The following is a 26,240-nucleotide window of genomic DNA, read 5'->3' as shown; positions in this document are numbered from 1 at the left end:
GTGGGTCAGAAAGTTAATCCTATCGGTTTACGCCTTGGTGTAAACAAAACTTGGCAGTCTCGTTGGTATGCAGATTCTCGTGAATATGCAGACTTGTTCTTGGAAGATATGAAAATCCGCAAGCTTGTTGGCTCTCTTCCTGAATGCAAGAACGCAGATATTGCTGAAATTGAAATTGTTCGTCATCCGCAGCGTGTTACTATTGTAATTCACACAGCACGCCCGGGTGTTATTATTGGTGTTAAAGGCGCTACTATTGAAAAAATCAGCGCAGATATTCAGAAGCAGCTGACAAAGAAAGTCCAGATTAAGATTAAGGAAATCAAACGTCCTGAAATCAATGCTTCTCTTATTGCGCAGAATGTAGGCCGTCAGCTTGCTGGCCGCGGTTCTTTCCGCAAGGCTCTCAAGCAGTCTGCTTCAAACGCTATGAAGGGCGGAGCTCAGGGTATAAAAATCCGTATCTCTGGTCGTCTTGGCGGAGCTGATATGACACGTTCAGAAGAGCTTAAGGAAGGACGCGTTCCTCTTCATACTCTTCGTGCTGACATCGATTATGGTACTTATGAAGCTCTTACTACTTATGGTAAGATCGGCATTAAAGTATGGGTCTACAACGGAATGAATTACGGACGTGAGCAGAACGAGGATGCAGGTGATATTGTAAGAAAGCCTCGCCGCGACCGCTCTAATGGCGACCGTAAGTCTGCTCGTTCCCCAAAAGCTGAGGGAGGAAAAGTAGAAAATGCTTAGTCCTAAAAGAGTTGCGCACCGCAAAGTTCAGCGTGGCCGTCCAACAGGCAATGCTACACGTATTAACTATGTTGATTTTGGTGATATAGCGCTTGTTGCAATGGAGCCGGTTTGGTTGAATGCAAAGCATATTGAAGCTGCTCGTGTTGCTATTAACCGTTGCATTAACCGTCAGGGTAATCTTTGGACACGCGTTTTCCCAGACAAGCCAGTTTCTAAGAAGCCGGCTGACACTCGTATGGGAAAAGGTAAGGGCGCGCCTGAATTCTGGGCCGCTGTTATTAAACCTGGTATGATTTTATTTGAAGTTGGCGGAGTAGACAAAAAGCTCGCTGAAAAAGCAATGCATCTTGCTGCAAGCAAACTTCCAATTAAAACAAAAGTGGCATTCCGCCCAACAGTCGAGTAAGGAGTAAGAAATGGCTGATTCAAAGAAAAAAAAGGATAAAGATCTTTCTTATGATGAACTCGTTGCAAAGCGCAATGAACTTAAAAAACAGTACATGGACTTTCGCTTTCAGAGCGTAATTGGCCATGTAGATAATCCAATGCAGAAGCGTACAATGCGCCATGAAATTGCCCGCCTTAATACGCTTATTCATCAGCAGGATCTGGCAAAATTCAGAGCAGCTGCTGCTGAAGCTATTGCTGCAAAAAACTAGGAGCTGACCCGTGGAAGAACAGAATGTGCAGAAAAAAGGTGCAAAACGTTCATTCGTAGGTATCGTCACTAGCGACAAGATGGACAAGACTATCGTTGTTTCTATTGATAAGAAAAAAATGGACCGCCTTTACAAGAAATATGTTACACGGACCAAGAAATGCAAGGCCCACGATGAAAAGAACGAGGCTCATATTGGAGACACAGTTCGCATCGTAGAATGCAGTCCGATCAGCAAAGAAAAATGCTGGCGTCTCGATACAATAATCGAGAGAGCCAAATAAGGCAGGAGTAAGATTATGCTTCAGATGCAATCAAAAATGGTTGTTGCCGATAACTCCGGAGCTAAATTGGTTCAGTGCATTAAGGTTTTAGGTGGCTCACACCGCCGCTATGCAGGTATTGGTGACATTGTTGTGGTAGCTGTAAAGGAAGCGATTCCTACATCTACAATTAAAGAAGGTTCAGTACAGAAGGCTGTAATTGTCCGTGTGGCAAAAGAATACCGCCGTCCAGATGGAACATATATCCGCTTTGATGACAACGCTTGCGTTCTTATCGATGCAGACAAGAATCCAAAGGGAAAACGTATTTTTGGACCTGTAGCTCGCGAGCTTCGTGATATGGACTTTATGAAGATCATATCGCTTGCTCCGGAAGTTCTCTAAGGAGCTTGGACAGTATGCAGCATAAATACAAGATCCATAAGAATGATAACGTTGAAATCATTGCTGGAAAAGACAAGGGCAAGCGCGGAACAATCGTCCGTGTATTTGAAAAGAATAACAAAGGACGTGTTATTGTAAGCGGTTGCAATATTGTAAAGAAAGCAATAAAGAGGAAGTCCCAGCAGGATGCAGGCGGAATTGCTGAAATCGAAGCACCTCTGGACATATCAAATGTAGCGCTCGTATGTAAAAAATGCGGACGCCCTGTCAGAGCAGGATATAAACTTGATGGCGACAAGAAAACTCGTGTTTGCCGCAAGTGTGGAGAAGCACTGTAATGGAAAATTACGTACCACGGCTTAAGAAAGTCTATAAGGAAAAAATCGCTCCAGAGCTCTTTAAGGAGCTTGGATACACATCCGTAATGCAGATTCCGGCAGTAAAAAAAGTTGTCGTAAGCATGGGTGTTGGCGAAGCTCTCACGAATAAGAAACTTCTTGATGCTGCAGTTACAGATCTCACTCAGATTACCGGCCAGAAAGCTGTTAAAACAAGAGCTAAGAAAAGTATTGCAAACTTCAAACTTCGTGAAGGCAATGAAGTAGGAGCAATGGTAACTCTTCGTGGAAACATCATGTATGAATTCCTCGATCGTCTTATCAATGTTGCTCTTCCTCGTGTAAAGGATTTCCGCGGAATCAAAGCTACTGGTTTTGATGGACATGGAAATTTCTCTCTTGGTATTACAGAACAGATTATCTTCCCGGAAATTGATTTCGATAAAATCGTTAAGATTGCCGGTATGAACATCAGCATTGTTACAAGCGCACGCACAGACAATGAGGCTCGCGCCCTGTTGACCAAGTTTGGAATGCCGTTTAGGAAATAAGGAAGAAGTTCATGGCTAAGAAATCAATGATTATCAAGGCAAGCCGCACACCAAAATATGCTACTCGTAGATATAATAGGTGCCAGATTTGCGGTCGTCCACATGGATATTTGCGTAAGTTCAAGATTTGTCGTATCTGCTTCCGCAAATTAGCAAGTGAAGGCCTTTTACCGGGCGTCACAAAATCATCTTGGTAGTGACAGGAGATTATAGAAATGGCAGCTTCAGACCCAATAGCAGATATGCTTGCAAAAGTCCAGAACGCGGCAAGAGCCGGTCATGAAAAAGTAGATGTTCCTACTTCTAAGATGAAACTGGAAATTGTAAAGATCCTTAAAACAGAAGGATATATTAAGAATTTCAAAAAAGTTCAGGATGACAACGGACACACTGTTATCCGTATCTTTTTGAAATATGACGACTTCAACAAGTCAGTTATTCACGGCATGAAGAAAATTTCTACACCAGGTCGCCGTGCTTATTCTGGCTACAGAGAATTGCCTAGCGTTTACAACGGATACGGCACTTTAATCGTTTCAACATCAAGCGGTGTTACAACTGGCAAAAAGGCTTCTGAAAAGATGGTCGGCGGCGAGTTGATCTGCAAAGTATGGTAATAGGAGGAAGAAATGGCATCTAAGATTGGAAAACTTCCTGTTGCTATTCCAGCAGGCGTTACTGTTACTGTTGCTCCTAACTTGGTTACTGTAAAAGGTCCAAAAGGCGAGCTTAAGCAGGATATTAACGGTCTTGTAAATGTTGAAGTAAAAGGCGCCGAAGTTATTGTTAATCCTGCAAATGAGACAAAGGCTGCAAGCGCATGTCACGGTTTGTACCGCAATCTCATTCACAACATGGTTGTGGGAGTAACACAGGGCTTCTCTAAGACACTTATAATTACAGGTGTTGGTTATCGTGCTGAAGTTCAGGGAAAAACAATTATAATGAACCTTGGATATTCTTCTGAGTTCGTTGCTGTTATTCCTGAAGGACTTACTGTAACTGCTGACAAAGACGGAAAGCTTACTATTTCTGGAATTGACAAGCAGCAGGTTGGTGAATTCAGCGCACAGATTCGCAAATTGCGCAAGCCTGAGCCTTACAAAGGAAAAGGTATACGCTATGACAACGAAGTTATCAGACGTAAAGTCGGTAAGACCGGCGTAAAATAAGGTGAATTGATATGTTCAAGAAACTTAGTGATAAAAACAGAAAGCGCCTGCATAGAAAGATTCACATTCGTAAGTCTGTTTACGGAACTGCAGAACGCCCTCGCTTGACAGTGTATAAAAGCGGCCGTAACCTTTATGCACAGGTAATTAATGATGATGAAGGCAGAACTCTTGCCGCCATCTCAACTCTTGAAAAGGATTTTATTACGCTTAAGGCAAATGTCGAAAGCGCAACAAAACTTGGAGAAGCTTTGGGTTCACGCCTCAAGGAAAAGAACATTACAAAAGTAGTGTTTGACCGTAACGGTTACCTTTACCATGGTGTTGTAAAAGCCCTTGCTGACGCTACCCGCTCTGCCGGGATTGTATTCTAGGAGAGGCTATGGAACACCAGAAAAACTATGAAAAAAAGCCTGCTGACGAATTTGTAGAAAAACTTGTAAAGCTTAACCGCACTGCAAAAACTGTAAAAGGTGGACGCAGAATGTCTTTCTCGGCATTGACTGTAGTTGGCGACAAGAAAGGACGCATCGGCTTTGGATTTGGAAAGGCTAACGATGTTACCGAAGCTATCAGAAAGAGCCTTGAAAAAGCAAGAGCAAATCTTATTACTCTTCCGCTCAAGAATGGAACAATTCCACATGAAATGATCGGAAAGTATAAGAGTTCTGCTGTATTGCTTAAGCCGGCTTGTCCTGGTACTGGTATTATTGCCGGCGGTCCTGTTCGTGCAGTTTTGGATGCAGCTGGAGTAACTGACGTTATTTCAAAATCTCAGGGTTCCCGCACATCTGTAAATGTTGTTCGTGCTACATTTGACGCAGTTGCAAATCTTATGGACGCACGTGCTGTAGCACAGAGTCGCGGAAAGACTCTCAAGGAAATGTGGGGCTGATTATGGCAAAGATACGTATTACCCTTGTTAGAAGTGTTATTGGACAGAAGCCTGAAAAAAGAGCGACTGTTCGTAGCCTTGGCCTTAAAAAAATCAATTCCAGTGTGGAACATGAAGACACTGCTTCTATAAGAGGCATGGCTGCTGCAGTTTCTCACTTGGTAAAAGTAGAGGAAATTAACTAATGGCTGACTTTACTTTAAGAGCACCAGAGGGTGCAAATAAAAAACCTAAGCGTGTAGGCCGCGGATCTTCTTCTGGTCTTGGAACAACAGCTGGAAAAGGAAACAAAGGTCAGCAGTCGCGCTCAGGAAAAGGAACACCATACGTTGGATTCGAAGGCGGACAGATGCCTTTGTATCGTCGTATTGCTCAGCGCGGATTTTCAAATTCACCTTTCAAAAAGGAATTTGCAATCATCAATTTGGTTGACCTTGAGGCAAAATTTGCTGACGGCGAAACCGTGAACCGCACATCTTTGAAGGAAAAAGGTTTGGTTGGAAAAATCGTTGACGGAATTAAAGTTCTCGGAAACGGTGAAATTTCCAAGAAACTCACTGTAGAAGTTGAAAAAATTTCTGCAAGTGCCAAAGAAAAGATTGAAAAAGCTGGCGGATCAGTAAAGGTGATTGCTGAAAAGTCTGCGAAAGCAAAATAAACGTGGAGTGACTAAATGGCAAACAATCCAGTTGTAAATATGTTCAAAGTAAAAGAATTGCGTTCAAAGCTTCTTTTTACATTGCTCATTCTTGCTGTTTTCCGCTTGGGAAGTGTTCTTACTATTCCAGGCATCAATGCCACATTGCTTTTGCAGTATTTTGACAATCTTGCTAGTGGCGCAGAAAGTGCGTTTGCCAGTTACATGGACTTTTTTGCGGGCGGTGCATTTGAAAGATTTTCAGTGTTCATGCTTGGTGTAATGCCTTACATTTCTACACAGATTATCATGCAGCTCGCGCTTGTTATTTTCCCATCGCTCAAGAGAATTGCGCAGGAAGAAGGCGGTCAGCAGAAAGTGCAGGGCTGGACTCGTGTCGGAACAATTATCGTTTGTCTGATTCAGTCTATGGCCATTACAGTTTATGCTGATTCCATCAACCAGCAGATTCCTGGGGCGATTATTTTTGATAACAAGGTCTATTTTAATCTTCTTGCTATTCTTACTGTAACCACAGGTTCTATGATTACAGTTTGGATGGGCAATCAGATTACTGCGCGTGGTATTGGCAACGGTATTTCAATGATTATCTTTGCTGGTATCGTCGCACGTCTTCCAAGTGCTGTCTATGAATTGATTAGAGGTGTGCGCAATGAAGACATAAATGTTGTTTTCGTTGTTGTCGCAGTGTTCCTGTTTCTTGCTATTATCGGACTTGTTGTATTTGAGCAGTCTGGTGAGCGCAAAATTCCTGTTCATTATGCAAAACGCGTTGTTGGACGCAAAATGTATGGCGGACAGAGCACTTACATTCCTTTTAAAATCAATCCGTCGGGAGTCATTCCAATCATTTTTGCTTCTGCATTCTTGACTTTCCCTCTTCAGATTGCAAACAGCCTTTCAACAAAAGCTACCTGGCTTATGAAGGTTGCGGCAGTTTTGAATCCACTTGGTTTTTGGTATAATTTCATCGAAGTGTTGTTGATTGTATTCTTTGCATACTTCTACACTCAGGTAACCCTGAACCCCACTGAAATCGCTAAGAATATCCGTGAAAACGGTGGTTCCATTCCTGGAATCAGAACTGACAAGACTGAGGAATATCTTCAGAAGGTTTTGAACCGTCTGATTCTTCCTGGCTCACTGTATCTTGCTGCAATTGCTTTGCTTCCTACACTGATTCAAATTTTATTTAAGTTCCCTGCATCAATTTCTATGTTGATGGGCGGTACTTCGTTGCTGATTTTGGTCGGTGTTGATATTGATACTATGGCTCAGGTTGAGGCTCTTCTTAAAATGCATCACCATGACGGACTTACAAAGAAGGGATTAAAATCGCGCAATTTGTAAAATTTCGTGATTAGGACTAGATTAAGTTAGGAAAATTATGTTATATTATTGCACTGCTGTTTTTTACGGCAGTGCATCGGATTGTAATCCATGGTGTAGAAATTTCACTTCGGATTGCCATGATTCGGTGTATACATGTTTTCCAAGGGGACTTTTATGAAAGTACGAACCAGCGTAAAGCCCATCTGCGACAAATGCAAGGTAATCAAGAGAAACGGAATTATCCGCATTATCTGTGAAAACCCAAAGCATAAACAGAGACAGGGCTGAGGAGTAACTGATGGCACGTATTGCGGGTGTTGATCTCCCAAACAAACATGTCAATATCGCATTGACATACGTATATGGTATTGGCCGTTCATCAGCTAATAAGATTTGCGAAGCTACAAATGTAGATCCTCATGCACATTTGAATGATCTTTCAGAAGATGATCTTACAAAGCTCCGTAAATATATTGATGAGAATTTTAAGACTGAAGGACGTCTTCGCTCTGAAATCGGTCTTAACATTAAACGTCTTATGGATATTGGAAGCTATCGTGGACTTCGCCACCGTAAGGGACTTCCTTGCCGCGGTCAGCGCACACGCACCAATTCTCGTACACGCAAAGGTAAGAAAAAGACCGTTGCTAACAAGAAGAAGGCTTAAGCGAGGTAACAGATGGCAACAACTGTAAAAAAGAGAAAAGAGAAAAAAAGCGTTTTTGAAGGTAATATCTACATTCAGGCTACTTTCAACAACACTATTGTTACAATCACAGACTTAAGAGGAAACGCAATCGCTTGGGCTTCTTCTGGCGGTTTGGGATTTAGAGGAGCAAAAAAATCTACTCCATTTGTAGCACAGTCTGTAGCAGAAACTGCTGTTCAGCGTGCGGCAAGCTATGGTTTGCGTGAAGTTCATGTATTTGTAAAGGGACCTGGAATGGGCCGTGAAAACGCAATACGTGTTCTTGGTACATTGGGACTCAAGGTAAAATCAATTTCTGATATTACTCCGATTCCTCATAACGGATGCCGCCCGCGCAAGACACGCCGCATGTAATGACGATAACCGGTTCTTTTATGTGCCGGTTAATGATAATGCAAGCCCGGAATTCTGGCTTTTCAGTTTTTCGGGATAAATAAGGAGTTCAGATTGGCTCGCAAAAATCTGCTTAAGGGTTTTAAGAAACCAAAGGGAATTATATTTGAACATCTGGAGAACAATCCGAATTACGGAAAGTTCACTGCGTATCCATTTGAGCCAGGATTTGGTACAACAGTTGGAAACACACTCCGCCGTGTACTTCTTTCTTCAATTCAGGGATATGCAATTTCTTCAGTGCGTATTACTTCTTATGATGCAGACGGTGTTCCTCATGTAATTTCCAGCGAGTTCGAGACAATTCCAAATATTTCAGAAGATACTTTGGAAGTTTTGAACAGTTTGAAACAGATTCGTTTGCGCCTGCCGCGGGACGTTGAGCAGGAAACTTTCTTCTATGAATTCAAAGGACCTGGCACTGTAAAAAGTGATGACTTGGCAAAAGAAGGTCAGCTTGAAATTATGTCTAAAGATCTTGAAATCTTTACCATGATGGAAGGCGCACACCTTGAGATTGAGTTTCAGGTTGATCTTGGAAGAGGTTATGTTCCTGCTGAAGTAAATGAGCATTACATTGAAATTGTTGGTACAATTGCAATGGACTGTATCTTTACACCTGTGCCAAAGGTTAAGTATTCAATTGAACCTTGCCGTGTAGGACAGCGAAACGACTATGATAAACTGATTCTTGAGATTTGGACTGATGGTTCGATTACTCCAGAAGATGCGCTTGCAGAAGCTGCAAAGATTGCTAAAGATTATTTTGCTATTTTTGTAAACTTTAATGAAAGCGAGTATTCTGGCAGCGATGAGCTTGATGAAGGGGACGAAAAGATTCGCCAGCTTCTTAATACTTCGGTAGAAGAGCTTGAGCTTTCTGTTCGCAGTTCAAACTGTCTTAAGAATGCAAACATTAGAACAATTGGTGAGTTGACCAAGAAAACTGAAGACGACATTACAAAAACTCGCAACTTCGGAAAAAAGAGCCTTGAAGAAATCAAAGCAAAACTTGAAGAGCATGGCTTGACTCTTGGAATGACTGATTATAGCCACCTTAAAGATGTTGACTTAGGTAAACATAAGGACGAAAACGAATGAACCACAGAAATGGATTTAATCCGCTTTCACGTACAACAGCCCATCGCCGCGCAATGACTCGCAACATGGTAACTTCGCTTTTTAGATATGAGCGCATTACTACAACAGAAGCTAAGGCTAAAGAAGTACGCAAAGCCGCAGAAAAATTAATTACACGTGCAAAAGTTGATTCTGTTCATAACAGAAGAACTGTTGCTAAATTTATTGCTGATGAGAAGATTCTGAACAAGCTTTTTACAGAAATCGGACCTCGCATGAAGGAACGCAACGGCGGTTACACACGCATCCTTAAACTTGGATTCCGCCAGGGTGATGCGGCAGACACTGTAATTTTTGAATTGGTTGACTACAAGCTGCCAGATTCTTCCGCTGAAGAAGAAAAAGCCGCTAAAAAGTCTGCAAAAAAAGCTGAAAAAGCTGACGCATAAGGAGTAAGCAATGTCTAAAGCTCATCGTGGAACTGGAATCCGTAAAGATCCTAATCATGGTCGCGGAGTTTGTCCTGTTTGTGGAAAACAGCAGATTAAGACTTTGTATGATCAGGAAATAGACGGAAAAAAAGTTAAGATTTGCAAGTTCTGTAAGGCTGCTCTTAAAAACAAAGCTCAGGCAGAAGCAAAACTTGCTAAAAAAGCTGCTGCAGAAGCCGCTCCTGCCGCTGAAACAGAAGCACCTGCTGAAGCATAATTTTATTTGCATTCAGCTTCAAAGCCGTCCTTTTTTTAAGGGCGGCTGTATTTTTTTAAATATATTTAAAATTCTTGTTTACTAAATTTTAACAATTGTATAGAATTGCTTCATAAATGATAGATGCGGAAACTTGCATTTTTAATATGCAAAAGTTCTGCAGGAGGATTTATGAGTAAATTTTCAAAAGCATTAGTTTTGGGCGCAATGGCTTTTTCTGCCGTTGCTTTTGCAGCTCCAAAAGGAAAAACTGTAAAAATCGGCGGAGTTGCACCTCTTTCTGGCGCAGTTGCAGTTTATGGCGTTGAATGTAAAAATGGAATCGACCTTGCCGTTTCTGAAATCAATGCGGCTGGAGGAATTAACGGTCAGCAGGTTCAGTTTATCTGCGAAGATGATGAAGGCGACGCTGCAAAATCAGTAAACGCATATAAAAAACTTGTTACCAGAGACAGAGTCCGCATCATAATCGGCTCTCTTACTTCTGGATGTACAATTGCAATTACAAAACAGGCTCAGGCACAGAAAGTAATTCAGATTGCTCCTGCTGCGACAGCTCCTGCAATAACTGACGCAGGAAACTACATTTTCCGCACTTGCTTTATCGATCCGTTCCAGGGAAAAGTCGGCGGAAAATTTGCATTTTCAAATCTTAACACAAAAAATGCTGCTGTTCTTTATGACATCGGAAATGACTATTCTGTAGGCCTTATGGAAAACTTTGTTGCAGAATATACTTCTTTGGGCGGAAAGGTTGTTGCAAAGGAATCTTATAACACTGGCGACAAGGATTTTAATGCTCAGCTTACAAAAATAAAGTCAGCAAAGCCTGATGTAGTTTATCTTCCGGACTATTATGGCACAGTTGCTCTTATTGCAAAGCAGCTTCGTGCTCAGGGCATCAATACTCCAATCGTAGGTGCGGACGGATGGGACGGACTTACAGGCAATGCAGGCGATGAAGTTCTTAACGGATATTATTCAAATCACTATGCGGAAGATTCAGACAGTCCTGCTGTTCAGAAATTCGTAAATTCATTCAAGGCAAAATATGGAAAATCTCCAAACTCTTTTGCCGCTCTTGGATACGACAGCGTTTATATGCTCAAGGATGCAATGGAAAAATCTGGAACAACTACAGATATTGCAAAAATCCGCAACGCATTTGAAAAGACTGACGGAAACTATGTAACAGGACACATTGTGTTCGATGAAAAACGCAATCCTGTAAAATCAGCTGTAATGATTAAGCTTGTAAAAGAAAACGGAAAACTTTCTACAGCTTATGCGGCTACAGTTGATATTAGCAAATAGCGAATAAATTAAGTTTTTACTATTCTAACACAATGGGGTGTTCTTCGTAATTGAGGAACGCCCCTTTTTATTTTTATGAATTTATAGTAAAATCAGTAGGATTTTTTTCTTGGAGGATACGTTGGATACTTTTTTTAAGCAACTTGTCAACGGGCTTTCTTTGGGCAGCATATATGCCTTGATTGCTCTTGGGTATACAATGGTATATGGAATAGTAAAGCTCATCAACTTTGCCCATGGCGATGTTATGATGATTGGAGCTTATACAGGATACTTTGTTTTGACTGCTACAGGTCCGACTCCGCTTGGACTTGTTCTTGCGTTTTTGGGTGCGATGGTTGTTTGCGCAGTTTTGAGCCTTGCAATTGAACGTTGTGCCTACAGACCTTTGAGAACTGCGCCGCGTTTAAATTCTCTTATTACGGCGATTGCGGTTGAGCTGATTCTTCAAAATGCTATGCGTGTGCTTCCTTTTGTAGGACCGAATCCGCGCCAGTTTCCGACAATGGAAACAAAGTTCTTTACATTTGGTTCAGTGCAGATAAGCAATATTCAGCTGATTGTAATTATTTCTTCAGCAGTTTTAATGGTTATTTTGAATTATATAATCAATTATACAAAAACCGGACGTGCTATGCGCGCTGTAAGCTACGACCTTGGAGCCGCAAGTCTTATGGGCGTAAACGTAAATAGAACAATTGCAATTACATTCGTAATAGGTTCAGTTCTTGCTGGAGCGGGCGGAGTTTTGTATGCGACTGCCTATCCGCAAGTAGATCCGTTTATGGGATATATTCCAGGACTCAAGGCGTTTGTTGCGGCTGTTTTAGGCGGAATTGGCTCTATTCCTGGCGCGATGGTTGGCGGTGTTATTCTTGGAATTGCGGAAACTATGACCAAGGCTTATATTTCTTCACAGTATGCCGATGCAATTTCTTACTGCATTTTGATTGTAATTCTTCTTGTTAAGCCGGCAGGTTTGCTTGGTAAAAAAGAAGTTGTAAAAGTTTAGGAGCGGCGGAATGAAAGACAAATTTACCAGAAATACGATAATTCTTTTTGTTATTGCCTTTGTCTGCATTGCAGTTCCTGCGGTTCTTATGGATTTGCCGCTTGGAATGCCTTTGATAGATGCCTACACTGCTCAGATTATAACTCTTGCCGGTGTAAATGCAATCATGGCAATTAGCGTAAATGTTATCTGCGGAATTACAGGTCAGCTTTCTTTGGGGCAAGCCGGATTTCAGGCGCTTGGAGCATATTCAGTTATTATTCTTACAGAAGCCGGAATTCCTTTGCCTGTGAGCATTTTGCTTGGCGGACTTATTGCGGCTTTTTTGGGATTCTTGATTGGATTTCCTACACTTAAGCTTGAAGGCGACTACCTTGCGATTGTAACACTTGCGTTTGGTGAAATTATCAGAGTTTGCCTTATAAATTTAAAGTCTATAACAGGCGGTCCGAACGGAAAACAGTTCAGCACGATTTTTACAACTTCACTTGACCACAGCGCGGCAATTTCTTATCTTGCGGTAATTGGCTCGCTTGTTGTGATTGTTGTTCTTCTTCAGAATTTTTTGCGTTCAACTTATGGAAGAGCAATTCTTGCAGTCCGCGAAGATGAGGTTGCGGCAAACAGCAATGGAATTGGAGTTTTCCGCTATAAAATGACGGGCTTTGTAATCGCTTCGTTTATTGCAGGAATTGGCGGCGCGCTTTATGCTCCGTTTATTGGATTTATAAAACCGGATTTGGCTTCTTTTAACAATTCAATTAACGATTTGATTTTTGTTGTTTTGGGCGGAATGGGAAGCATAACCGGCGGAATTCTTGCGGCATTTGTTCTTACAATTCTTCAGGAAGCGCTTAGATTCTTGCGCGATTACCGTTTGCTTATTTATCCTGTTGTTTTGATTTTTGTAATGCTTTTCCGTCCGCAGGGACTTCTTGGAACGAAAGAATTGAGCTTTATAAAAGTATACGATGGAATTCCTGGATTTTTTGCCAGATTGTTTAAAAAGCAAGGAGGAAGAAAATGAGCGAAAACAAAGAGCTTCTTCTTCGTGCAAAGGATATTTCAATTGTTTTTGGCGGTTTGCGCGCGGTAAGTGATTTTGACCTTGAGCTTTATCAGGGCGAGCTGATTGGACTTATTGGTCCGAACGGAGCCGGAAAAACAACAGTTTTCAATATGCTTTCTGGAATTTACAAGCCGACTTCTGGAACAATTACATTTGTTGGACGCGACGGAAACATTCAAGTTGTAAGCGGAAAATCGCCTGCCCAGTTGAACAGGATTGGAATTGCCCGCACTTTTCAGAACATCAGGCTTTTTGGACATTTGACTGCTGCGGAAAATATAAAAATCGCGCTTCATCAGACTAGAACCGTTACGCCGATTGATGTTTTGCTCAGGACTAAAAAATTCCGCAACGATGAAAAAATCATGCAGGAAAAAACAGAGCTTTTGCTTTCTATTTTTCATCTTGATTCTAAGAAAAATGAACTTGCGCACAACTTGCCTTACGGTGAGCAGCGTAAGCTTGAAATTTGCCGCGCGCTTGCTTCTAATCCAAAGCTTCTTTTGCTTGATGAGCCTGCGGCTGGAATGAACGGCCAGGAAACTGAAGAACTTATGGAGCTTATTTCATTTATCCGCAAAAAATTTAATCTTACAGTTCTTTTGATTGAACACGATATGAAACTTGTCATGGGAATTTGCGAGCGGCTTATGGTTTTAAACTACGGACGTGTAATTGCTTCCGGGCTTCCTGCGGAAATTCAGTCAAATGAAGAAGTTATAAAAGCGTACCTTGGTTCTGGCTATGAAGATGTTGGAGGGAAAAAATGAGCATGCTTGAAGTTGAAAATCTTGTTGTTTCTTACGGAGCAATCAAGGCGCTGAAAGGAATTTCCTTCAATGTTGAAAAAGGCGAAGTCATTACGCTCATTGGCTCAAACGGAGCTGGGAAAACCACAACGCTTCATTCAATCAGCAACCTTGTAAAAAAGGCAAGCGGAACAATAAAATTTGAAGGAAAAGACATAACAAATATGAGCGCGGATAAAATTGTTCAGCTTGGGCTTATTCAAGTTCCGGAAGGGCGCAGGGTTTTTGCAAATATGAGCGTAAAAGAAAACCTTGAAATGGGAGCTTATTCACGCAAAGACAAAGATGCAATTAAAACTGACATGGAATGGTGCTTTGAGCTTTTTCCGCGTTTAAAAGAAAGAATAGGACAAATTTCTGGAACACTTTCCGGCGGTGAACAGCAGATGCTTGCAATGGCCCGCGCGCTTATGTCAAAGCCGTCGCTTCTTTTGCTTGATGAGCCGAGCATGGGACTTGCTCCGATTCTTGTTGATGAAATTTTCAGCATTATTGAAAAAATCAGTTCGGCAGGAACAACAATTCTTTTGGTTGAGCAGAACGCATACAAGGCATTGTCAATTGCCAACCGCGCATATATACTTGAAACAGGCGTAATTTCAAAAAGCGGAAACGCTCAAGACTTGATAAAAGACAGTGCAGTAAAATCTGCGTATTTAGGAGGCTGATTATGCTAGTAAAAGATGTAATGACTGAAAATCCTATAACAATCGGACCGGAGGCTTCTGTTCTTGAAGCAAAGGAAACAATGAGCAGAAACAAAATTAAAAAGCTTCCCGTTGTTGACCGAAGCGGCGCGCTTGTTGGAATTATTACAAACACAGACTTAGCAAAAGCTTCTCCTAGCGCGGCAACTAGCCTTGATATGTTTGAGCTTGGATATTTATTAAGCAAGCTTTCTGTTGAAAAAACAATGGTGAAATCCGTAAAGACAACTACTGCAAACCAGACAGTTGAAGAAGCTGCCCGGCTTATGAATGACTACGGAATCAGTTGCCTTCCGGTTGTAAAGGAAAATCTTCTTGTTGGTGTTGTAACTGAATCTGATTTGTTTGCGACTTTTATTGATATGTTCAACACAAGAACTCCTGGAGTGCGCGCAGTCGCAGTTGTAAATGAAATTCCAGGCGAGCTTGCAAAACTTGCCGCGGCTATTGCAGAAAAAAACGGAAACATTGTTTCGCTTGTAACTTCTGATGCCAGCGACTCTAAGCATAGAACTGTTACCGTAAAAGTTTCGAATATTTCTGAAGCGGAATTGAAGTCTTTGCTTGAAGCTAACAATGCTGAAATAAAAGACATCAGGTCAGTTTAAAAAAAACTTTTTGCAAGAAATCAAACGCCACTAAAGAAAGTGTTCCTAAGGGAAGTTTTTAAATCCATTTGGAATACTTTCTTTGTGATGTCTTGACCTTGTTATTGTTTTTTGGTAAAATTCAAAAATATTTAAGGGGGTGTAGCTCACCTGGCTAGAGCGCTTGCATGGCATGCAAGAGGTAACCGGTTCAAGTCCGGTCATCTCCAAATTTGAGTGGAAGTCGGTTTGATAAGTTCAGACCGGCTTTTTTTATTTTAAAACTGTAAAATAGCAAAGCCGAATTTTTAAAAGGAGGTAAGATAAAAACAGCCGAAAATAGCGTCTGTTTTTATCTTTAAAAGTTTGCATTGCAAACTTTCTTATTATCAGTTGTTTCTCACTTCGTTGCGAAACAACTTAAAAGGTCAATCCTAAAACTGAAGTTTTAATCTTGACTTTTTATGGGAGTGGAAAATTTATGTTGAAAGTTATAAAGCCAGAGGCGATTTTAGATAATCCGTTCAAGCTGATTGGAAAAGATCAGATGCTGATTACGGCTTGCACAAAAAAAGTTTCAGATGACGGAAGCATTATTACTGGCCGACCGAATACAATGACAGCGAACTGGGGCGGGCTTGGAGTTCTTTGGAACAAAAATGTGGCGACAGTTTATATTCGTCCTTCAAGATATACAAAGGAAATTATAGATGAAACGGATAGTTTTTCGTTGAGTTTTCTTCCTGAAAGATATAAGACTGCTCTTGACTACTGTGGTTGCCATTCAGGACGCAACGAAGATAAATTCCGTGCGACAAAACTTGATGTTGAATATATGAATGGAACTCCTTGGATAAAGCAGGCTCGGCTTGTCTTGTTTTGCCAAAAACTTTATTCGCAGGAACTAGATTCATTTAAATTTGTGGAAGAGAAATTTTGTAATCAGTTTTATAGAAAAAATGATTTTCATACAATTTATATAGGAGAGATTACAAAAGTCTTGGCGGAATCAAGGGACTTAAAATGAATCCGCAGAAACAAAAATGGATTTTGATGAAAAAAAACTATGGGAAATTTTAGGTCGGATTGGAGCTACAATTACGGCATTTTGCCTGATTGTGAGTTTGTTTCAGTTTTTTACTGATGATTCACAAAATCTTGACGACATAAGAAAATTTATTAGAATTGCCATAAATATTATTGCATTTCTTCTTTTTTTACGACTTTGTTTTGATTCTTTGGATTTTCGCTGCTATTCTGTTCTTTTTTATTGCTACGGAATAGGAAATTTTTTCGACAACGGAAATATTTTGGGCATTTTGTGTCTTGGACTTTCATTTTTGTTTTTGAACTTTTCTAATTTTTTCAAAAGCTACAGAAGTATTAAGACTTGTGTTTTTATGATTCTTCCTGTGGTTTCTTTGACAACGCAGTTTTTTAGATCCGGCTCTCTTGTTTTTTTGCTTTCTCTTGCGCATATTGCCGGAGCCGTTTACATGGGCTTTGTTGCTTTTGCAGTTCTTTATCCGATTTTAAAAAAGGCGGAATCAGTTAAGCGGATAAAAATTCTTGAAGACACAGAATGTTCTCCTCGCGACATTGAATTTTTGTCTTCAGTTTTGGAAGGAAAAAAATACAGCAAAATCGCCTTTCTCCATGATGTTTCCGAAAGCACAGTAAAAGCCCGCATGGTTGAGCTTTACAAAATGCTCGATGTTAAAAACCGCACAGAATTTCTTACAATGTACAATGGATTTTCTTTTAAGTTGAATTCAAGCGGAAATTTCAACAGCGGTGTTTTTCAGACTCATCAGAATGCAAATTAGCTTAGCATTTTCTTTGAACAGAGGCTTCCATAATTTTTGCTTTTGTTTCTTCGCTAAATAAAATTCTTACAATTTCCATTGAAAATTGCTCGGCAGTTCCTGGGCCTCTTCCTGTTATTAAATTTTCATCTGTAACAACTGGCTGAATTTTGTGGTTTTTCTGAATTTCTGCGGAAAGACTTTTTTGCATTTCTGGGTAGCAAGTCCAGTTTTTTCCGTTTAGAATTTCAGTTTTGCCAAGAACAACAGCCGGAGAAGCGCAAATTGCCGCAACAAGTTTTTTTGCCTTGAACATCTGATTTATAAATTCCATTGCTTTTGCGCATTCGCTTATATTTTTTGCGCCGGGCATTCCGCCTGGAATAACCACCGCATCCGGCAGCTCTTTTTCAGTTGAAAAATATGTGTCCAGCGTCATGTCGGCAGTTACAAGAATTTTATGCGCGCCTTCAACATTTCTAGAGGAAGTTCCGGTTGCTGCGATTATGACTTCAGCTCCTGCCCTGCGAAGATAATCTGCCGGCGAAAGTGCTTCTATTTCTTCAAATCCATTTGCCAAAAGAACTACTGTTTTTTTCATTTTTTCTCCGTGAATTAAGCTGGTTTCTAAACTGTGTTTATAATTGAAATTATACAATTTATGAAGTATTATGTATATTATGAAATCGGTACTTCTTATAGACTGCTCTTCTTTATTCGGCGGTTTTTTGCATGACAAATTTTCAACTGAGCAAATTTCGCTTGAGTCAGTTTCTAGTAGAGAAGCCTATACAAAAATGATAACTCTGCTGCCCAATTTGATAATCATTGAGGCGGAAGACGGACTTTCTGAAGATGTGATGCACCTTTTGGAAAAAAAGAGCGTTGATCCGAATGCACGCAAAATTCCCATAATAATTACAGGTCCTGTAATCGAACGCTCAAAAATTGCGAATCTTGTTGAATATAATGTAGTAAAATATTTTTCCAAGCCAATTAAATTTGAAGTTTTCTTTGAGGCTGTTGGAAAAATTCTTCAAATTGAATTTTCAATGGACAAAACGCCTTGCATTCTTGATGTCCATTTGAACGGAAGCCTGATTTTTATTGAAGTTGCGTTTGGACTTAACCGTGAAAAACTTATGCTTTTAAAATACAGGCTTGCGGAACTTATTGAGCATTACAAAATAAATGTTCCCAAGGTTATTCTTATGCTGACAAATATTCAGCTTAGTTTTGTTGACGGCATGAACCTTGAGCTTTTGATTGACAATATTTCCGCGGAAGGAAGAATCCCAAACAAATATATAAAAATCCTGACGAATGATGTTTTTACAAAGGAACTTGTAAAGGGGCATCCTGAATATTTTGGAATACAAGTTTCAAACGACATTGAATCTATCGTGGGATTTATGGTTGACCAAGATTCAAATTACAATATCAAGGAATTCCTTTATGACAAAGTTCTGATTTCTGACAAGCCTGCCGAAGAATCTGCGTTGGGATTTATTGATTCTAAAAGCGAACTTGAAGGAAATTTTGGAAGCATGATGCGGATTGCGGTTATTGACGATGACATTGTCGTGCGCAAGCTTCTGCAAAATACTTTTTCTTCTGTAAGCGGTGAAACTGAGCTTTTTGAAACAGCCGGCGCTTTTTTTGATTCCCTTTCGACTGGAAAAGAATACGATGCCGTTATCATGGATTTGTATTTGCCGGATATGGACGGAATCAATGTTCTAAAGAATTTTCAGCGGAAAGGCTTGCAGATTCCAGTTATTGTTTATTCAAAGGCAGCTGCAAAAGAAGTTGTAATGCAGGCTCTTTCTCTGGGCGCAAGAAGCTATCTTGTTAAGCCGCAGAAGCCGTCTGTAGTTTTGGGCAAAGTTATAGAAATTTTGCATTCTAATTCATAAAAACGGAATATTTTATGATAAAATCAAATTTTCACACTCACTCAACTTTTTGTGACGGAAAAAACACTCCTGAAGAAATGGTTGAATCCGCAATAGAAAAAAAAATAGACATTTTAGGATTTTCAAGCCATTCAATGTATCCGTTTTCAAGCGACTGGCACATTCCGTCCAATTCCCACGAAGGATATATAAAAGAAATTTTGCGTCTGAAGGAAAAATATTCCGGCAAAATAAAAATTTATGCAGGCTTTGAGGCTGACTATATTGCGGGAGTTTGCAATCCAGATTTTAAGAATTATGAAAAGTTTAACCCTGATTTTTTGATTGGCTCTGTGCATTTTGTTCCCGGGAAAAAAGGATTTTTTGAAGCTGACGGAAGCCAGGATTCAGTTTGCAAAAAAATAAAAGAATGTTTTGGCGGAAATGTGAAGAAAGCGGTTCAGGAATATTTTTCTTTGGAACGCGAAATGCTTGAAAAATTTTCGTTTACTTTTTTGGGCCATGCGGATTTGATTAGAAAGCAGAATTTAGGCGGAAGAAATCTTTTTGATGAAAATTCGCAGTGGTACAAAAACGAACTTAAGGAAGTTGCAAAGTCAGCGGCAAAGGCTGGAGTTTGTGTTGAAGTGAATACAGGCGGAATTTTGAGAAGCGGAATGACTCTTCCATATCCTTCGCCATATTTTTTGTCGCTTTTAAAAGAGAGAAATGTTCCTGTTACAATAACTTCTGATGCGCATTCAGCTGCTGGAATTGACTGGTGGTTTGATGAGGCTGTTGAGTACATAAAAAAATCCGGCTACACAGAACTTTCGTACTATGAAGACGGATCTTTAAAAACTCAGAAAATTTGCTAGCGGTTTTTGCGCTCTTCTTTTGCCTGGCACTCTACGCAAAGAACTGCATAAGGAAGAGCTTCAAGGCGGGCTTCTGGAATTTGTTTTCCGCATGACAAGCACTGTCCGTAAGTTTCCTGCCGGATTCTGTCCAAGGCTCTGTCAATCATTGTAAGCCTGCGCTGGTCAGCTTCTCCAAGCGAGTTAAGAAGAGTTCTGTCAATTGTGTCAGACGCAATATCTACATCGTCGCCGGATTCCAATGTGTCAACAAGCTTTGTAAGCTGTTCATTGCGTCCTGCGAGCGAATCAAGGATTTCATTTCTTTCTGCGATCAACTTTTTTTTCTGTTTATCTACAAATTCTTTTTTCATTTGAGCCTTCCCCTGTAAAACTGCCTTTGATTTCAATGTTTGATGTTGACAGTCTTAAATGTTTTGTTCATAATAGTATACGAATATTTTGTCAAAAAGGCAAACATTTTTTTGGAGGAATTGTGGCTAGTAAAGACGAGGCTATAGAAGTTGAAGGAATTGTAAAAGAAGCATTGCCTAACACAATGTTCCGTGTTGAATTAAAAAATGGCCATATTATTTTGGGACATCTTAGCGGAAAGATGCGCAAGCACTATATCCGTATTGTTCCTGGCGACAGTGTAAAAGTAGAGCTTTCGCCTTATGATTTGAACCGCGGTCGTATTATTTTCCGCGAAAGATAAGTTTGTTAAAAATGTAAAAAAGGCTGTCCAAAAACTGGGCAGCCTTTATGCTTTTAGTATTAGTACAAATTTCTAGTTTTATAGTTTAATGTCATTACGATAATCTATTGAAATTTTACAACAGATTCCCGCATCAAGTGCGGGAAAGACAAAATAATTTCAAATCAAAGCGATATTTTTTTATTTGCGGCGTACAGTAAATTCTGCGCGTGGCGTGTTCTTTTTTATATCAGTTTTTTTTTTGTATTTTTTATAAAGAACTTCCTGAACACGGACTGCCTGCTCATTTTTTTCTGGAGAAAGTTGTTTCCAAAGACCTGTTTTTTGCAAAACGTGGCTGTGCGTGTTGTCTTGAAAATATAAAAACAAAATCTCTTTGACTGTTTTAAAGACTTTTTTGTCAGAAACAGGGAACATGAGTTCAATTCGCTTGTCAAGATTTCTTTCCATCCAGTCTGCGCTGCTTAAATAAATTTCTTCAGAGCCGCCATTCTGGAAGTAAAAAATTCTTGAATGCTCAAGGTATCTGTCAACAATGCTTACAACTTTTATGTTTTCGCTCATTCCTTTTACTCCGGGAACTAGCGTGCAGATTCCGCGGATGTTGAGTTCTATTTTTACACCGGCATTGCTTGCTTTGTAAAGCGCTTCGATTATCTGCGGATGGCAAAGGCTGTTCATTTTGGCGACAATGTGCCCCGGAGTTTCTTTTGTGCTTTGCTGAATTTCACGTTCGATAAGCTCAAGAAGGCGGCTTTTTAAAGTTACTGGCGCCATGTAAAGATGATGCATTGTCTGAAGCGCGCTGTATCCAGAAATTACATTGAAGAACAAAGTTGCGTCGTTTACAAGCTCGTGGTTTGTTGTAAAAACGGACAAATCTTGGTAAAGTTTTGCGGTTTTTGGATTGTAGTTTCCAGTTCCTATGTGCGCATAACGCCGGATTCCGTCGCTTTCACGTCTTACAACAAGGCAGATTTTTGCGTGGACTTTTAAATTTACAATTCCGTAGACAACAATTGCGCCGGCTTTTTCAAGTTCTTCTGCCCAGGAAATATTTCGTTTTTCATCAAAGCGGGCTTTAAGCTCAACAAAAACTGTAACTTGCTTTCCGTTTTGAGCCGCTTCTTTTAATGCTTTTACAATCGGACTATTGCTGCCTGTTCTGTACAAAGTCATTTTTATTGCAAGAACCTGCTCATCGTGCGCCGCCTGATGTATAAAGTTTACAACCGGCTCGTAACTTTCGTAAGGAACATTTAAAAGAATATCCTGCTGTCTGAAAACATTCCAGTAAGTTTCTTCTTCCGGAAGCGAATTAGGAAAGAAATGCTCCCATTCAGGATAAATGTATTTTTCCGCGCCTTCAATGTTAAAAAGCTCGTCCAAAGATGAAGGGTCAAGAATTCCGCAGGCTTCGTAAACATCTTCATTTGAAAGATTTAGATGCTGCTTTAAAAATTTTAAAAGCTTTTCACTTGCAAAATCGTAAGTCATTCTTACCGCGAATGAAGACTGGCGTTTTTCAAGAACTTCTTCCATCGCCTGAATAAAATGTTCCCCGGAATCTTCGTTTACTGCAAAATCCGCGTCTCGTGCTATTTTGAACAGCATTGTTTCCTGAACTTTGTAGCCCGGAAAAAGTTTTGTTCCGTAAAGCCGGATTATGTCGTCAATAAGCGCAAACTGCTTTGTTCCTCCTGAAGACGGAAGCCACACAATTCTGTTTATTGCTGACGGAATTTGAACCAGTGCAACAATATCTGATTCTTGCGAGGTTGAAAGCGCATTCTTGATTTTTCTTACTCCTTCCATTGGCTCAAGAAGAAATGCCGCGGTCAGGCAAAGCGCGCCTACATGAGGAAAAACATCTGTGTCAGTTCTCAATGGCGTTAAAAGCGGAAAAATTTCATGCTTGAAAAGATTTTCTGCAAATGCTTCCTGCGCCTGCGTATAGTTTTTTGAAGGAACGTAAACAAAGCCTTCTTTTGCAAGAGCTGGCAAAACATCATTCATAAGCGTTGAATATTGAAGCTTTATAAGTGCGCGTGTTTTTTCTGAAATTTTTTTGAGCACGGCGGAATCAGTCAGTCCGCTTGCATCAACGAAGTTTTTTTCTTGGGAATTTTGAATTCGGCGTTTTATGCTTGCCACTCTTACTTGGAAAAATTCGTCAAAGTTGCTTTCTGTAATTGCAAGAAACCTAAGCCGTTCCAAAAGAGGAACTTCTTTTCTTAATGATTCATTTAGAACTCTTGCGTTGAATTCAATCCAGCTTAATTCTCTGTTAAAAAATTTTGTCTTTGCCATAAGCTATACCAATACTATTTTGTAGCCAAAAATATTTTCAAACAAGTCGCCTTTTTCTGAAACGGCAAGTTTTTCCAAGGAAAGGTTGTTGTGCCCTTTTGTTCTGAACGTTATGCTGTCTTTTGCAAAAGAAATGTTGAAGTTGTACAAATGCTGCTTGTGCGTTCTGTCCAGCGCGTCCGCCACACGGAGAATTGCGCTTAGCTTTAAAACAGTCATTCTTCTGCTTCTGGATAAAAGCCTGAACTCTTCATCTTCCTGCGGCATTTTGCTTCCGCGGTGAAAACTTATTATCTGCGCAACAATGGATTTGTCGTCCCGGTTCAGTCCGAAAATTTCACTGTTGTTTACAATGTATTTTCCGTGGATATTGTGATCTTCCGCCCTGATAAACATTCCGACATCGTGAAGAATAGCACTTATTTCAAGAAGCACGCGGACGTGGGAATCGAAGCCAAGTTCTTTTTGAAGCGCATCGTAAATTTCAAGGCTGGTTTTGCGCACGTATTCAGCGTGATTTTCATCGCCTTGATATTTTTTCAAAATCGCCCTTGCGCCTGCTAAGATTTGCTGAGTAAAGTCGTTTTGAATTTCAGGATTTGAAAGCTGATTCCGGCTTAAAAGAATTCCTTCGCGGATTGAAGTGTCCGGCACAATAAATTTTGTTACATTTGTAAGCTGAATGAAAAGTTTGTAGGCAACAAGCGAAATTTGAAATGTCTGCGCTTCATTGTAGCTCATTTTGAATTTTGCGATGCATTCTTCAGGCGTGTAATGCTGAACTTCATCCACGAAATTTTCAAATGCGCCGCGCTCAACTTCCCACAAAAATGGCGAAATCGGTTTTCCGACAAAAAGCGAAACAATTTTCATGTCATTGCCAAGAACAATGAACTGCTGGATTTTGTCCAAATTTATTTCTGCATTCAGCGTATTTTTTGTGTTGCGTATAAATTCTGAAATGAATCTTCGGGCGTCGTCAAGGTTTCCCATCATGGAATGAATCATCTGCTCAATGATTACAGTTCCCAGCCTCATGCTGTGCGCCCCGATGATTCTGCCTTTTTCCATGAGCATCATTTCTGTTGCGCCGCCTGAAATGTCAAGGAAAATTGAGTCGTTTTGACGGATTGCAACGCTTCCTTCTTTTATGCATTCGCTTACGGCAAGATACATGAGCCTGTTTTCTTCAATTCCATCGATTACATGGACAATAAAGCCTGTTTTTACTTTTATTCGGTCAACGAATGGATCTCTGTTTTCTGCCTCGCGGACTGCGCTTGTGGCGATTACAATTGTTTCTTCCCGGCTGATTCCCCAGGCTGCCAGTTGCTCTGCGTAGCGTTCAAGAATATGCAGGCAAATCAAAAGAGTTTCGCGGCTTATTGAGCGTGTGGTAAAAACATCGCGTCCCAAATTCACAGGCTGATCGCTTCGGTCGAGAATGTTAAATTTTTTCTGTGATTGGACTTCAACTGGTTCAGCAACAAGAAGCCTTATTCCTGTTGAGCCAATCTCAATTACAGCTTGAGGTGTGTTCATTAAAAATTACCTTATTCCATTAACTTTTAGAAACGCTTTGATTTGTGTTAATTTGCTGTTAAATCCGGCGTTTTCTAAAAATTATTTTACATTTTTAGCTCTAAAAACATTCAGAGCGGAATATGTTACAATTTGTCGATAAGCATTGAGCATTTTCCGCTTGGAATAGGAAGCGTTTTTTTCTTTTGATCCAAAATATTGATTGTAAAATAGTAGAGTTTTTCGCTTTCCATCTGAATTTCCCAGCCGCGTTTGCTTTTATTGCTGAGAATTGTGATAAGGTTCCGCTTTAATGAAAGCTTTTCAATTCCCATGATTTCAAGGTTCGGAATAATCCAGTCTACAGTCTTTCTTGGAAGGCTTATGTTCAGACCGATTACGTTTTCAATCATGAGCGCAACTGTTGAAAGACCGGTAAAATGCAGGAAACGTTTGCGCGGAAAATCTTTTTCGCTTCGGCAGGTTGCAGGACCTTCCTGGCATGGAAGATATGCTTCGTACAAGTCGCCTTTCCGTTTTGAGTCCGCCGGGCTTAATGCTTCGAGAATATAATACAAGTGCCGGATTGAACATTCGCGTGCAAATGCGTAACGCTGATATTTTTCAAGTCCCTTTATAACCATGAAGTTGAACGGAGCCAAAACAGAGCCTTTGAATCCTTCGCCATTTTCTTTGAAGTCCGGGCTGTCCGCGCTTAAAGTAGGGAATGGATGGTCTGTGCCGAATGTCTTTGGGTTGCTTAAATGAGCAATAAGAGTGTCAGCCCTGTCTGCATTTGGAAGTTCCGCAAGCAACGGCCAGAATCCGGCTATAGTTTTTTGTGAAAGACGCTGTTCATTTTTGTCCAAATCGTAGTAAAAACCGCTTTCTACATCCCACATAAGGCTGTTTATTCTGGTTTTTAAGCTGAAATACATTTTTTTATACTGAAAGCTCAAGTCCTTGTCATTCAGAATGTCTCCAAGTGCAGACATGTGCGCCATATTGATTGCCATGCAGCAGTTGAAATCGACTGGATAAAATGCGCCTTTCCGCGGAGAATTGAACATTGTTGAACATTCGTGCGGAACTGAATAAAGTCCGTTCGGCTGCTTGAATGTTCTGTCAATCCATTCCATGTATTTTTGCAGCACCGGCATTACTTCTTTTATGCGGCGTTTGTTTGCGCTTTTGTGATATAAGTTGAATTCAGCCCAGGCAAAAAGCGGAAGACCTATTCCCTCTGGATTTTTTTTGTCCATAATAGGGCTGTTTGTAGCCGCGTCATATTTCCATCTGATTGCTCCATTTTCTTCTTGACGGGCGTAAAAATAATCTATGTTTTTGCTTGCCGGATAATTTCTATTTGAGTAAACAAGGAAAAATGATGAAAAAATTGTTTCAAGCTGATCTAATATATATTTTCCATTTACAGGATAAACAAAAAGTCCTTCGCTGTCTTGTTCGCCTGTTTCTGTGTTAATCCAATATTCAGAAAGCCAGTTCCAAGTTTTATCATAAATATCTACAAAATCCTGATCATAAAAGTGGATTTTAGGGAAATCACGTTTGTTCACAATTGCTCCTGCTGCTTTTTTTCAAAAAGTTGATGTAACGGCATTTTGGCTAATTATAGCACATATTTCTTTAAAATGACAAAAAATAGTAAAAAAATTTATTTTTTTTCGCTTCAATTTCAAGCTGGGAAAAATAAGATT

General features: G+C 40.3%; 37 protein-coding genes and 1 tRNA gene. 33 read left to right on the top strand and 5 right to left on the bottom strand.

Annotated elements, in window-relative coordinates:
- The 30 genes from rpsC to Q0N70_RS05170 all read left to right on the top strand — a co-directional run bounded on the left by rpsC (position 1) and on the right by Q0N70_RS05170 (position 17,242).
- Positions 1-753 carry a 30S ribosomal protein S3 gene (rpsC, locus tag Q0N70_RS05315; protein ID WP_013702562.1) on the top strand — a complete coding sequence of 251 codons (753 nt, stop codon included), beginning with the start codon at positions 1-3 and terminating at the stop codon, positions 751-753.
- Complete coding sequence (rplP, locus tag Q0N70_RS05310; RefSeq protein WP_294014538.1) at positions 746-1,162, top strand: 50S ribosomal protein L16; 417 nt, start codon at positions 746-748, stop codon at positions 1,160-1,162. Before rpsC ends, rplP begins: the two co-directional genes overlap by 8 nt.
- 10 nt (positions 1,163-1,172) lie before the next feature.
- Entirely contained in the window at positions 1,173-1,415 is a 243-nt protein-coding gene (rpmC, locus tag Q0N70_RS05305) for a 50S ribosomal protein L29 (protein ID WP_013702560.1), read from the top strand.
- A 10-nt stretch (positions 1,416-1,425) separates the two neighbouring features.
- A complete protein-coding gene (gene rpsQ, locus Q0N70_RS05300; protein ID WP_013702559.1) occupies positions 1,426-1,698 on the top strand; it encodes a 30S ribosomal protein S17 in 273 nt (90 codons plus the stop codon).
- Positions 1,699-1,713: 15 nt separating this feature from the next.
- Positions 1,714-2,082, top strand: coding sequence for a 50S ribosomal protein L14 (rplN, locus tag Q0N70_RS05295; protein WP_294014536.1), 369 nt, complete (start codon positions 1,714-1,716; stop codon positions 2,080-2,082).
- Positions 2,083-2,096: 14 nt separating this feature from the next.
- The gene (gene rplX / locus Q0N70_RS05290; RefSeq protein ID WP_013702557.1) at positions 2,097-2,420 is read left to right on the top strand and encodes a 50S ribosomal protein L24; all 324 of its coding nucleotides are present in this window, start codon (positions 2,097-2,099) and stop codon (positions 2,418-2,420) included.
- Positions 2,420-2,971, top strand: a complete 552-nt coding sequence (gene rplE / locus Q0N70_RS05285) for a 50S ribosomal protein L5 (protein WP_013702556.1) — start codon at positions 2,420-2,422, stop codon at positions 2,969-2,971. The genes rplX and rplE overlap by 1 nt, the downstream gene beginning before the upstream one ends.
- Positions 2,972-2,982: 11 nt before the next feature.
- The gene (locus tag Q0N70_RS05280; RefSeq protein ID WP_294014533.1) at positions 2,983-3,168 is read left to right on the top strand and encodes a type Z 30S ribosomal protein S14; all 186 of its coding nucleotides are present in this window, start codon (positions 2,983-2,985) and stop codon (positions 3,166-3,168) included.
- A gap of 18 nt (positions 3,169-3,186) precedes the next feature.
- A complete protein-coding gene (gene rpsH, locus Q0N70_RS05275) occupies positions 3,187-3,588 on the top strand; it encodes a 30S ribosomal protein S8 (protein WP_294014531.1) in 402 nt (133 codons plus the stop codon).
- 12 nt (positions 3,589-3,600) lie between these two features.
- Positions 3,601-4,143 carry a 50S ribosomal protein L6 gene (rplF, locus tag Q0N70_RS05270; RefSeq protein ID WP_294014529.1) on the top strand — a complete coding sequence of 181 codons (543 nt, stop codon included), beginning with the start codon at positions 3,601-3,603 and terminating at the stop codon, positions 4,141-4,143.
- A gap of 11 nt (positions 4,144-4,154) precedes the next feature.
- On the top strand, positions 4,155-4,517 hold the full coding sequence (rplR, locus tag Q0N70_RS05265; RefSeq protein ID WP_013702552.1) for a 50S ribosomal protein L18: 363 nt from the start codon (positions 4,155-4,157) through the stop codon (positions 4,515-4,517).
- Between the two features lie 8 nt (positions 4,518-4,525).
- Entirely contained in the window at positions 4,526-5,038 is a 513-nt protein-coding gene (gene rpsE / locus Q0N70_RS05260) for a 30S ribosomal protein S5 (protein WP_013702551.1), read from the top strand.
- Between the two features lie 2 nt (positions 5,039-5,040).
- On the top strand, positions 5,041-5,223 hold the full coding sequence (gene rpmD, locus Q0N70_RS05255; RefSeq protein WP_294014526.1) for a 50S ribosomal protein L30: 183 nt from the start codon (positions 5,041-5,043) through the stop codon (positions 5,221-5,223).
- Positions 5,223-5,696 carry a 50S ribosomal protein L15 gene (gene rplO, locus Q0N70_RS05250; protein ID WP_294014524.1) on the top strand — a complete coding sequence of 158 codons (474 nt, stop codon included), beginning with the start codon at positions 5,223-5,225 and terminating at the stop codon, positions 5,694-5,696. Before rpmD ends, rplO begins: the two co-directional genes overlap by 1 nt.
- A 15-nt stretch (positions 5,697-5,711) precedes the next feature.
- Positions 5,712-7,046 (top strand): preprotein translocase subunit SecY, encoded by a 1,335-nt coding sequence (gene secY, locus Q0N70_RS05245; RefSeq protein WP_013702548.1) that lies wholly within the window; start codon positions 5,712-5,714, stop codon positions 7,044-7,046.
- Positions 7,047-7,202: 156 nt separating this feature from the next.
- Positions 7,203-7,316, top strand: a complete 114-nt coding sequence (rpmJ, locus tag Q0N70_RS05240; protein WP_013702547.1) for a 50S ribosomal protein L36 — start codon at positions 7,203-7,205, stop codon at positions 7,314-7,316.
- A 10-nt stretch (positions 7,317-7,326) separates the two neighbouring features.
- Positions 7,327-7,695 (top strand): 30S ribosomal protein S13, encoded by a 369-nt coding sequence (gene rpsM / locus Q0N70_RS05235; protein ID WP_013702546.1) that lies wholly within the window; start codon positions 7,327-7,329, stop codon positions 7,693-7,695.
- Between the two features lie 12 nt (positions 7,696-7,707).
- Positions 7,708-8,091, top strand: coding sequence for a 30S ribosomal protein S11 (gene rpsK, locus Q0N70_RS05230; RefSeq protein ID WP_294014520.1), 384 nt, complete (start codon positions 7,708-7,710; stop codon positions 8,089-8,091).
- 93 nt (positions 8,092-8,184) lie between these two features.
- Positions 8,185-9,231 carry a DNA-directed RNA polymerase subunit alpha gene (locus Q0N70_RS05225; protein WP_013702544.1) on the top strand — a complete coding sequence of 349 codons (1,047 nt, stop codon included), beginning with the start codon at positions 8,185-8,187 and terminating at the stop codon, positions 9,229-9,231.
- Positions 9,228-9,659: a 50S ribosomal protein L17 gene (gene rplQ, locus Q0N70_RS05220; RefSeq protein WP_273353425.1), complete on the top strand. Its 432-nt coding sequence runs from the start codon at positions 9,228-9,230 to the stop codon at positions 9,657-9,659. Before Q0N70_RS05225 ends, rplQ begins: the two co-directional genes overlap by 4 nt.
- 10 nt (positions 9,660-9,669) lie before the next feature.
- Positions 9,670-9,918 carry a hypothetical protein gene (locus tag Q0N70_RS05215; protein ID WP_013702542.1) on the top strand — a complete coding sequence of 83 codons (249 nt, stop codon included), beginning with the start codon at positions 9,670-9,672 and terminating at the stop codon, positions 9,916-9,918.
- A gap of 171 nt (positions 9,919-10,089) precedes the next feature.
- The gene (locus tag Q0N70_RS05210; protein ID WP_294014516.1) at positions 10,090-11,232 is read left to right on the top strand and encodes an ABC transporter substrate-binding protein; all 1,143 of its coding nucleotides are present in this window, start codon (positions 10,090-10,092) and stop codon (positions 11,230-11,232) included.
- A 121-nt stretch (positions 11,233-11,353) separates the two neighbouring features.
- Entirely contained in the window at positions 11,354-12,244 is an 891-nt protein-coding gene (locus Q0N70_RS05205; protein ID WP_294014515.1) for a branched-chain amino acid ABC transporter permease, read from the top strand.
- A gap of 10 nt (positions 12,245-12,254) precedes the next feature.
- Entirely contained in the window at positions 12,255-13,271 is a 1,017-nt protein-coding gene (locus Q0N70_RS05200) for a branched-chain amino acid ABC transporter permease (RefSeq protein ID WP_294014513.1), read from the top strand.
- Positions 13,268-14,083 (top strand): ABC transporter ATP-binding protein, encoded by an 816-nt coding sequence (locus Q0N70_RS05195; protein WP_294014511.1) that lies wholly within the window; start codon positions 13,268-13,270, stop codon positions 14,081-14,083. Before Q0N70_RS05200 ends, Q0N70_RS05195 begins: the two co-directional genes overlap by 4 nt.
- On the top strand, positions 14,080-14,790 hold the full coding sequence (locus Q0N70_RS05190; RefSeq protein ID WP_366774699.1) for an ABC transporter ATP-binding protein: 711 nt from the start codon (positions 14,080-14,082) through the stop codon (positions 14,788-14,790). The genes Q0N70_RS05195 and Q0N70_RS05190 overlap by 4 nt, the downstream gene beginning before the upstream one ends.
- A gap of 2 nt (positions 14,791-14,792) precedes the next feature.
- Positions 14,793-15,437, top strand: a complete 645-nt coding sequence (locus tag Q0N70_RS05185) for a CBS and ACT domain-containing protein (protein WP_294014509.1) — start codon at positions 14,793-14,795, stop codon at positions 15,435-15,437.
- Positions 15,438-15,572: 135 nt separating this feature from the next.
- Positions 15,573-15,646, top strand: a tRNA-Ala gene (locus Q0N70_RS05180).
- A 251-nt stretch (positions 15,647-15,897) separates the two neighbouring features.
- Complete coding sequence (locus Q0N70_RS05175; protein ID WP_294014507.1) at positions 15,898-16,443, top strand: flavin reductase; 546 nt, start codon at positions 15,898-15,900, stop codon at positions 16,441-16,443.
- 16 nt (positions 16,444-16,459) lie between these two features.
- Positions 16,460-17,242: a LuxR C-terminal-related transcriptional regulator gene (locus Q0N70_RS05170; protein WP_273353430.1), complete on the top strand. Its 783-nt coding sequence runs from the start codon at positions 16,460-16,462 to the stop codon at positions 17,240-17,242.
- A gap of 1 nt (position 17,243) precedes the next feature.
- On the opposite strand, the gene Q0N70_RS05165 is transcribed toward Q0N70_RS05170, so the two are convergent.
- Entirely contained in the window at positions 17,244-17,822 is a 579-nt protein-coding gene (locus Q0N70_RS05165; RefSeq protein ID WP_273353432.1) for a DJ-1 family glyoxalase III, read from the bottom strand.
- Between the two features lie 79 nt (positions 17,823-17,901).
- Between Q0N70_RS05165 and Q0N70_RS05160 the strand changes: the two genes are divergently transcribed.
- Positions 17,902-19,137: a response regulator gene (locus Q0N70_RS05160; RefSeq protein WP_294014504.1), complete on the top strand. Its 1,236-nt coding sequence runs from the start codon at positions 17,902-17,904 to the stop codon at positions 19,135-19,137.
- Positions 19,138-19,151: 14 nt separating this feature from the next.
- Positions 19,152-19,994 (top strand): histidinol-phosphatase, encoded by an 843-nt coding sequence (locus Q0N70_RS05155; protein ID WP_294014502.1) that lies wholly within the window; start codon positions 19,152-19,154, stop codon positions 19,992-19,994.
- On the opposite strand, the gene Q0N70_RS05150 is transcribed toward Q0N70_RS05155, so the two are convergent.
- The gene (locus tag Q0N70_RS05150; RefSeq protein ID WP_013702529.1) at positions 19,991-20,347 is read right to left on the bottom strand and encodes a TraR/DksA family transcriptional regulator; all 357 of its coding nucleotides are present in this window, start codon (positions 20,345-20,347) and stop codon (positions 19,991-19,993) included. The two genes, Q0N70_RS05155 and Q0N70_RS05150, sit on opposite strands and share 4 nt — an antisense overlap.
- A 122-nt stretch (positions 20,348-20,469) precedes the next feature.
- Here Q0N70_RS05150 and infA point away from each other — a divergent pair, with 122 nt between their 5' ends.
- Positions 20,470-20,691 carry a translation initiation factor IF-1 gene (gene infA / locus Q0N70_RS05145; protein ID WP_013702528.1) on the top strand — a complete coding sequence of 74 codons (222 nt, stop codon included), beginning with the start codon at positions 20,470-20,472 and terminating at the stop codon, positions 20,689-20,691.
- Positions 20,692-20,871: 180 nt separating this feature from the next.
- On the opposite strand, the gene ppk1 is transcribed toward infA, so the two are convergent.
- The 3 genes from ppk1 to Q0N70_RS05130 all read right to left on the bottom strand — a co-directional run bounded on the left by ppk1 (position 20,872) and on the right by Q0N70_RS05130 (position 26,099).
- On the bottom strand, positions 20,872-23,001 hold the full coding sequence (ppk1, locus tag Q0N70_RS05140; protein WP_294014499.1) for a polyphosphate kinase 1: 2,130 nt from the start codon (positions 22,999-23,001) through the stop codon (positions 20,872-20,874).
- A gap of 3 nt (positions 23,002-23,004) precedes the next feature.
- Positions 23,005-24,543, bottom strand: coding sequence for an HD domain-containing protein (locus Q0N70_RS05135; RefSeq protein ID WP_294014497.1), 1,539 nt, complete (start codon positions 24,541-24,543; stop codon positions 23,005-23,007).
- A 125-nt stretch (positions 24,544-24,668) separates the two neighbouring features.
- Positions 24,669-26,099, bottom strand: coding sequence for a trehalase family glycosidase (locus Q0N70_RS05130; protein WP_294014495.1), 1,431 nt, complete (start codon positions 26,097-26,099; stop codon positions 24,669-24,671).
- Positions 26,100-26,240 lie beyond the last annotated feature (141 nt).

Origin of the sequence: uncultured Treponema sp., assembly GCF_945873775.1 — a bacterium.
Lineage (GTDB): Bacteria > Spirochaetota > Spirochaetia > Treponematales > Treponemataceae > Treponema_D.
Note: the sequence above shows the minus strand (reverse complement) of the source record. Positions and strands in the feature narration are given on the sequence as shown.

Bases quoted from the DNA above. Each gene is read 5' to 3' on its own strand.
- rplP (WP_294014538.1), top strand. From the start codon at position 746: ATGCTTAGTCCTAAAAGAGTTGCGCACCGCAAAGTTCAGCGTGGCCGT.
- rpmC (WP_013702560.1), top strand. From the start codon at position 1,173: ATGGCTGATTCAAAGAAAAAAAAGGATAAAGATCTTTCTTATGATGAA.
- rplN (WP_294014536.1), top strand. From the start codon at position 1,714: ATGCTTCAGATGCAATCAAAAATGGTTGTTGCCGATAACTCCGGAGCT.
- rplX (WP_013702557.1), top strand. From the start codon at position 2,097: ATGCAGCATAAATACAAGATCCATAAGAATGATAACGTTGAAATCATT.
- rplE (WP_013702556.1), top strand. From the start codon at position 2,420: ATGGAAAATTACGTACCACGGCTTAAGAAAGTCTATAAGGAAAAAATC.
- Q0N70_RS05280 (WP_294014533.1), top strand. From the start codon at position 2,983: ATGGCTAAGAAATCAATGATTATCAAGGCAAGCCGCACACCAAAATAT.
- rpsH (WP_294014531.1), top strand. From the start codon at position 3,187: ATGGCAGCTTCAGACCCAATAGCAGATATGCTTGCAAAAGTCCAGAAC.
- rplF (WP_294014529.1), top strand. From the start codon at position 3,601: ATGGCATCTAAGATTGGAAAACTTCCTGTTGCTATTCCAGCAGGCGTT.
- rplR (WP_013702552.1), top strand. From the start codon at position 4,155: ATGTTCAAGAAACTTAGTGATAAAAACAGAAAGCGCCTGCATAGAAAG.
- rpsE (WP_013702551.1), top strand. From the start codon at position 4,526: ATGGAACACCAGAAAAACTATGAAAAAAAGCCTGCTGACGAATTTGTA.
- rpmD (WP_294014526.1), top strand. From the start codon at position 5,041: ATGGCAAAGATACGTATTACCCTTGTTAGAAGTGTTATTGGACAGAAG.
- rplO (WP_294014524.1), top strand. From the start codon at position 5,223: ATGGCTGACTTTACTTTAAGAGCACCAGAGGGTGCAAATAAAAAACCT.
- secY (WP_013702548.1), top strand. From the start codon at position 5,712: ATGGCAAACAATCCAGTTGTAAATATGTTCAAAGTAAAAGAATTGCGT.
- rpmJ (WP_013702547.1), top strand. From the start codon at position 7,203: ATGAAAGTACGAACCAGCGTAAAGCCCATCTGCGACAAATGCAAGGTA.
- rpsM (WP_013702546.1), top strand. From the start codon at position 7,327: ATGGCACGTATTGCGGGTGTTGATCTCCCAAACAAACATGTCAATATC.
- rpsK (WP_294014520.1), top strand. From the start codon at position 7,708: ATGGCAACAACTGTAAAAAAGAGAAAAGAGAAAAAAAGCGTTTTTGAA.
- rplQ (WP_273353425.1), top strand. From the start codon at position 9,228: ATGAACCACAGAAATGGATTTAATCCGCTTTCACGTACAACAGCCCAT.
- Q0N70_RS05215 (WP_013702542.1), top strand. From the start codon at position 9,670: ATGTCTAAAGCTCATCGTGGAACTGGAATCCGTAAAGATCCTAATCAT.
- Q0N70_RS05210 (WP_294014516.1), top strand. From the start codon at position 10,090: ATGAGTAAATTTTCAAAAGCATTAGTTTTGGGCGCAATGGCTTTTTCT.
- Q0N70_RS05200 (WP_294014513.1), top strand. From the start codon at position 12,255: ATGAAAGACAAATTTACCAGAAATACGATAATTCTTTTTGTTATTGCC.
- Q0N70_RS05195 (WP_294014511.1), top strand. From the start codon at position 13,268: ATGAGCGAAAACAAAGAGCTTCTTCTTCGTGCAAAGGATATTTCAATT.
- Q0N70_RS05190 (WP_366774699.1), top strand. From the start codon at position 14,080: ATGAGCATGCTTGAAGTTGAAAATCTTGTTGTTTCTTACGGAGCAATC.
- Q0N70_RS05185 (WP_294014509.1), top strand. From the start codon at position 14,793: ATGCTAGTAAAAGATGTAATGACTGAAAATCCTATAACAATCGGACCG.
- Q0N70_RS05175 (WP_294014507.1), top strand. From the start codon at position 15,898: ATGTTGAAAGTTATAAAGCCAGAGGCGATTTTAGATAATCCGTTCAAG.
- Q0N70_RS05170 (WP_273353430.1), top strand. From the start codon at position 16,460: ATGGATTTTGATGAAAAAAAACTATGGGAAATTTTAGGTCGGATTGGA.
- Q0N70_RS05165 (WP_273353432.1), bottom strand. From the start codon at position 17,822: ATGAAAAAAACAGTAGTTCTTTTGGCAAATGGATTTGAAGAAATAGAA.
- Q0N70_RS05160 (WP_294014504.1), top strand. From the start codon at position 17,902: ATGAAATCGGTACTTCTTATAGACTGCTCTTCTTTATTCGGCGGTTTT.
- Q0N70_RS05155 (WP_294014502.1), top strand. From the start codon at position 19,152: ATGATAAAATCAAATTTTCACACTCACTCAACTTTTTGTGACGGAAAA.
- Q0N70_RS05150 (WP_013702529.1), bottom strand. From the start codon at position 20,347: ATGAAAAAAGAATTTGTAGATAAACAGAAAAAAAAGTTGATCGCAGAA.
- ppk1 (WP_294014499.1), bottom strand. From the start codon at position 23,001: ATGGCAAAGACAAAATTTTTTAACAGAGAATTAAGCTGGATTGAATTC.
- Q0N70_RS05135 (WP_294014497.1), bottom strand. From the start codon at position 24,543: ATGAACACACCTCAAGCTGTAATTGAGATTGGCTCAACAGGAATAAGG.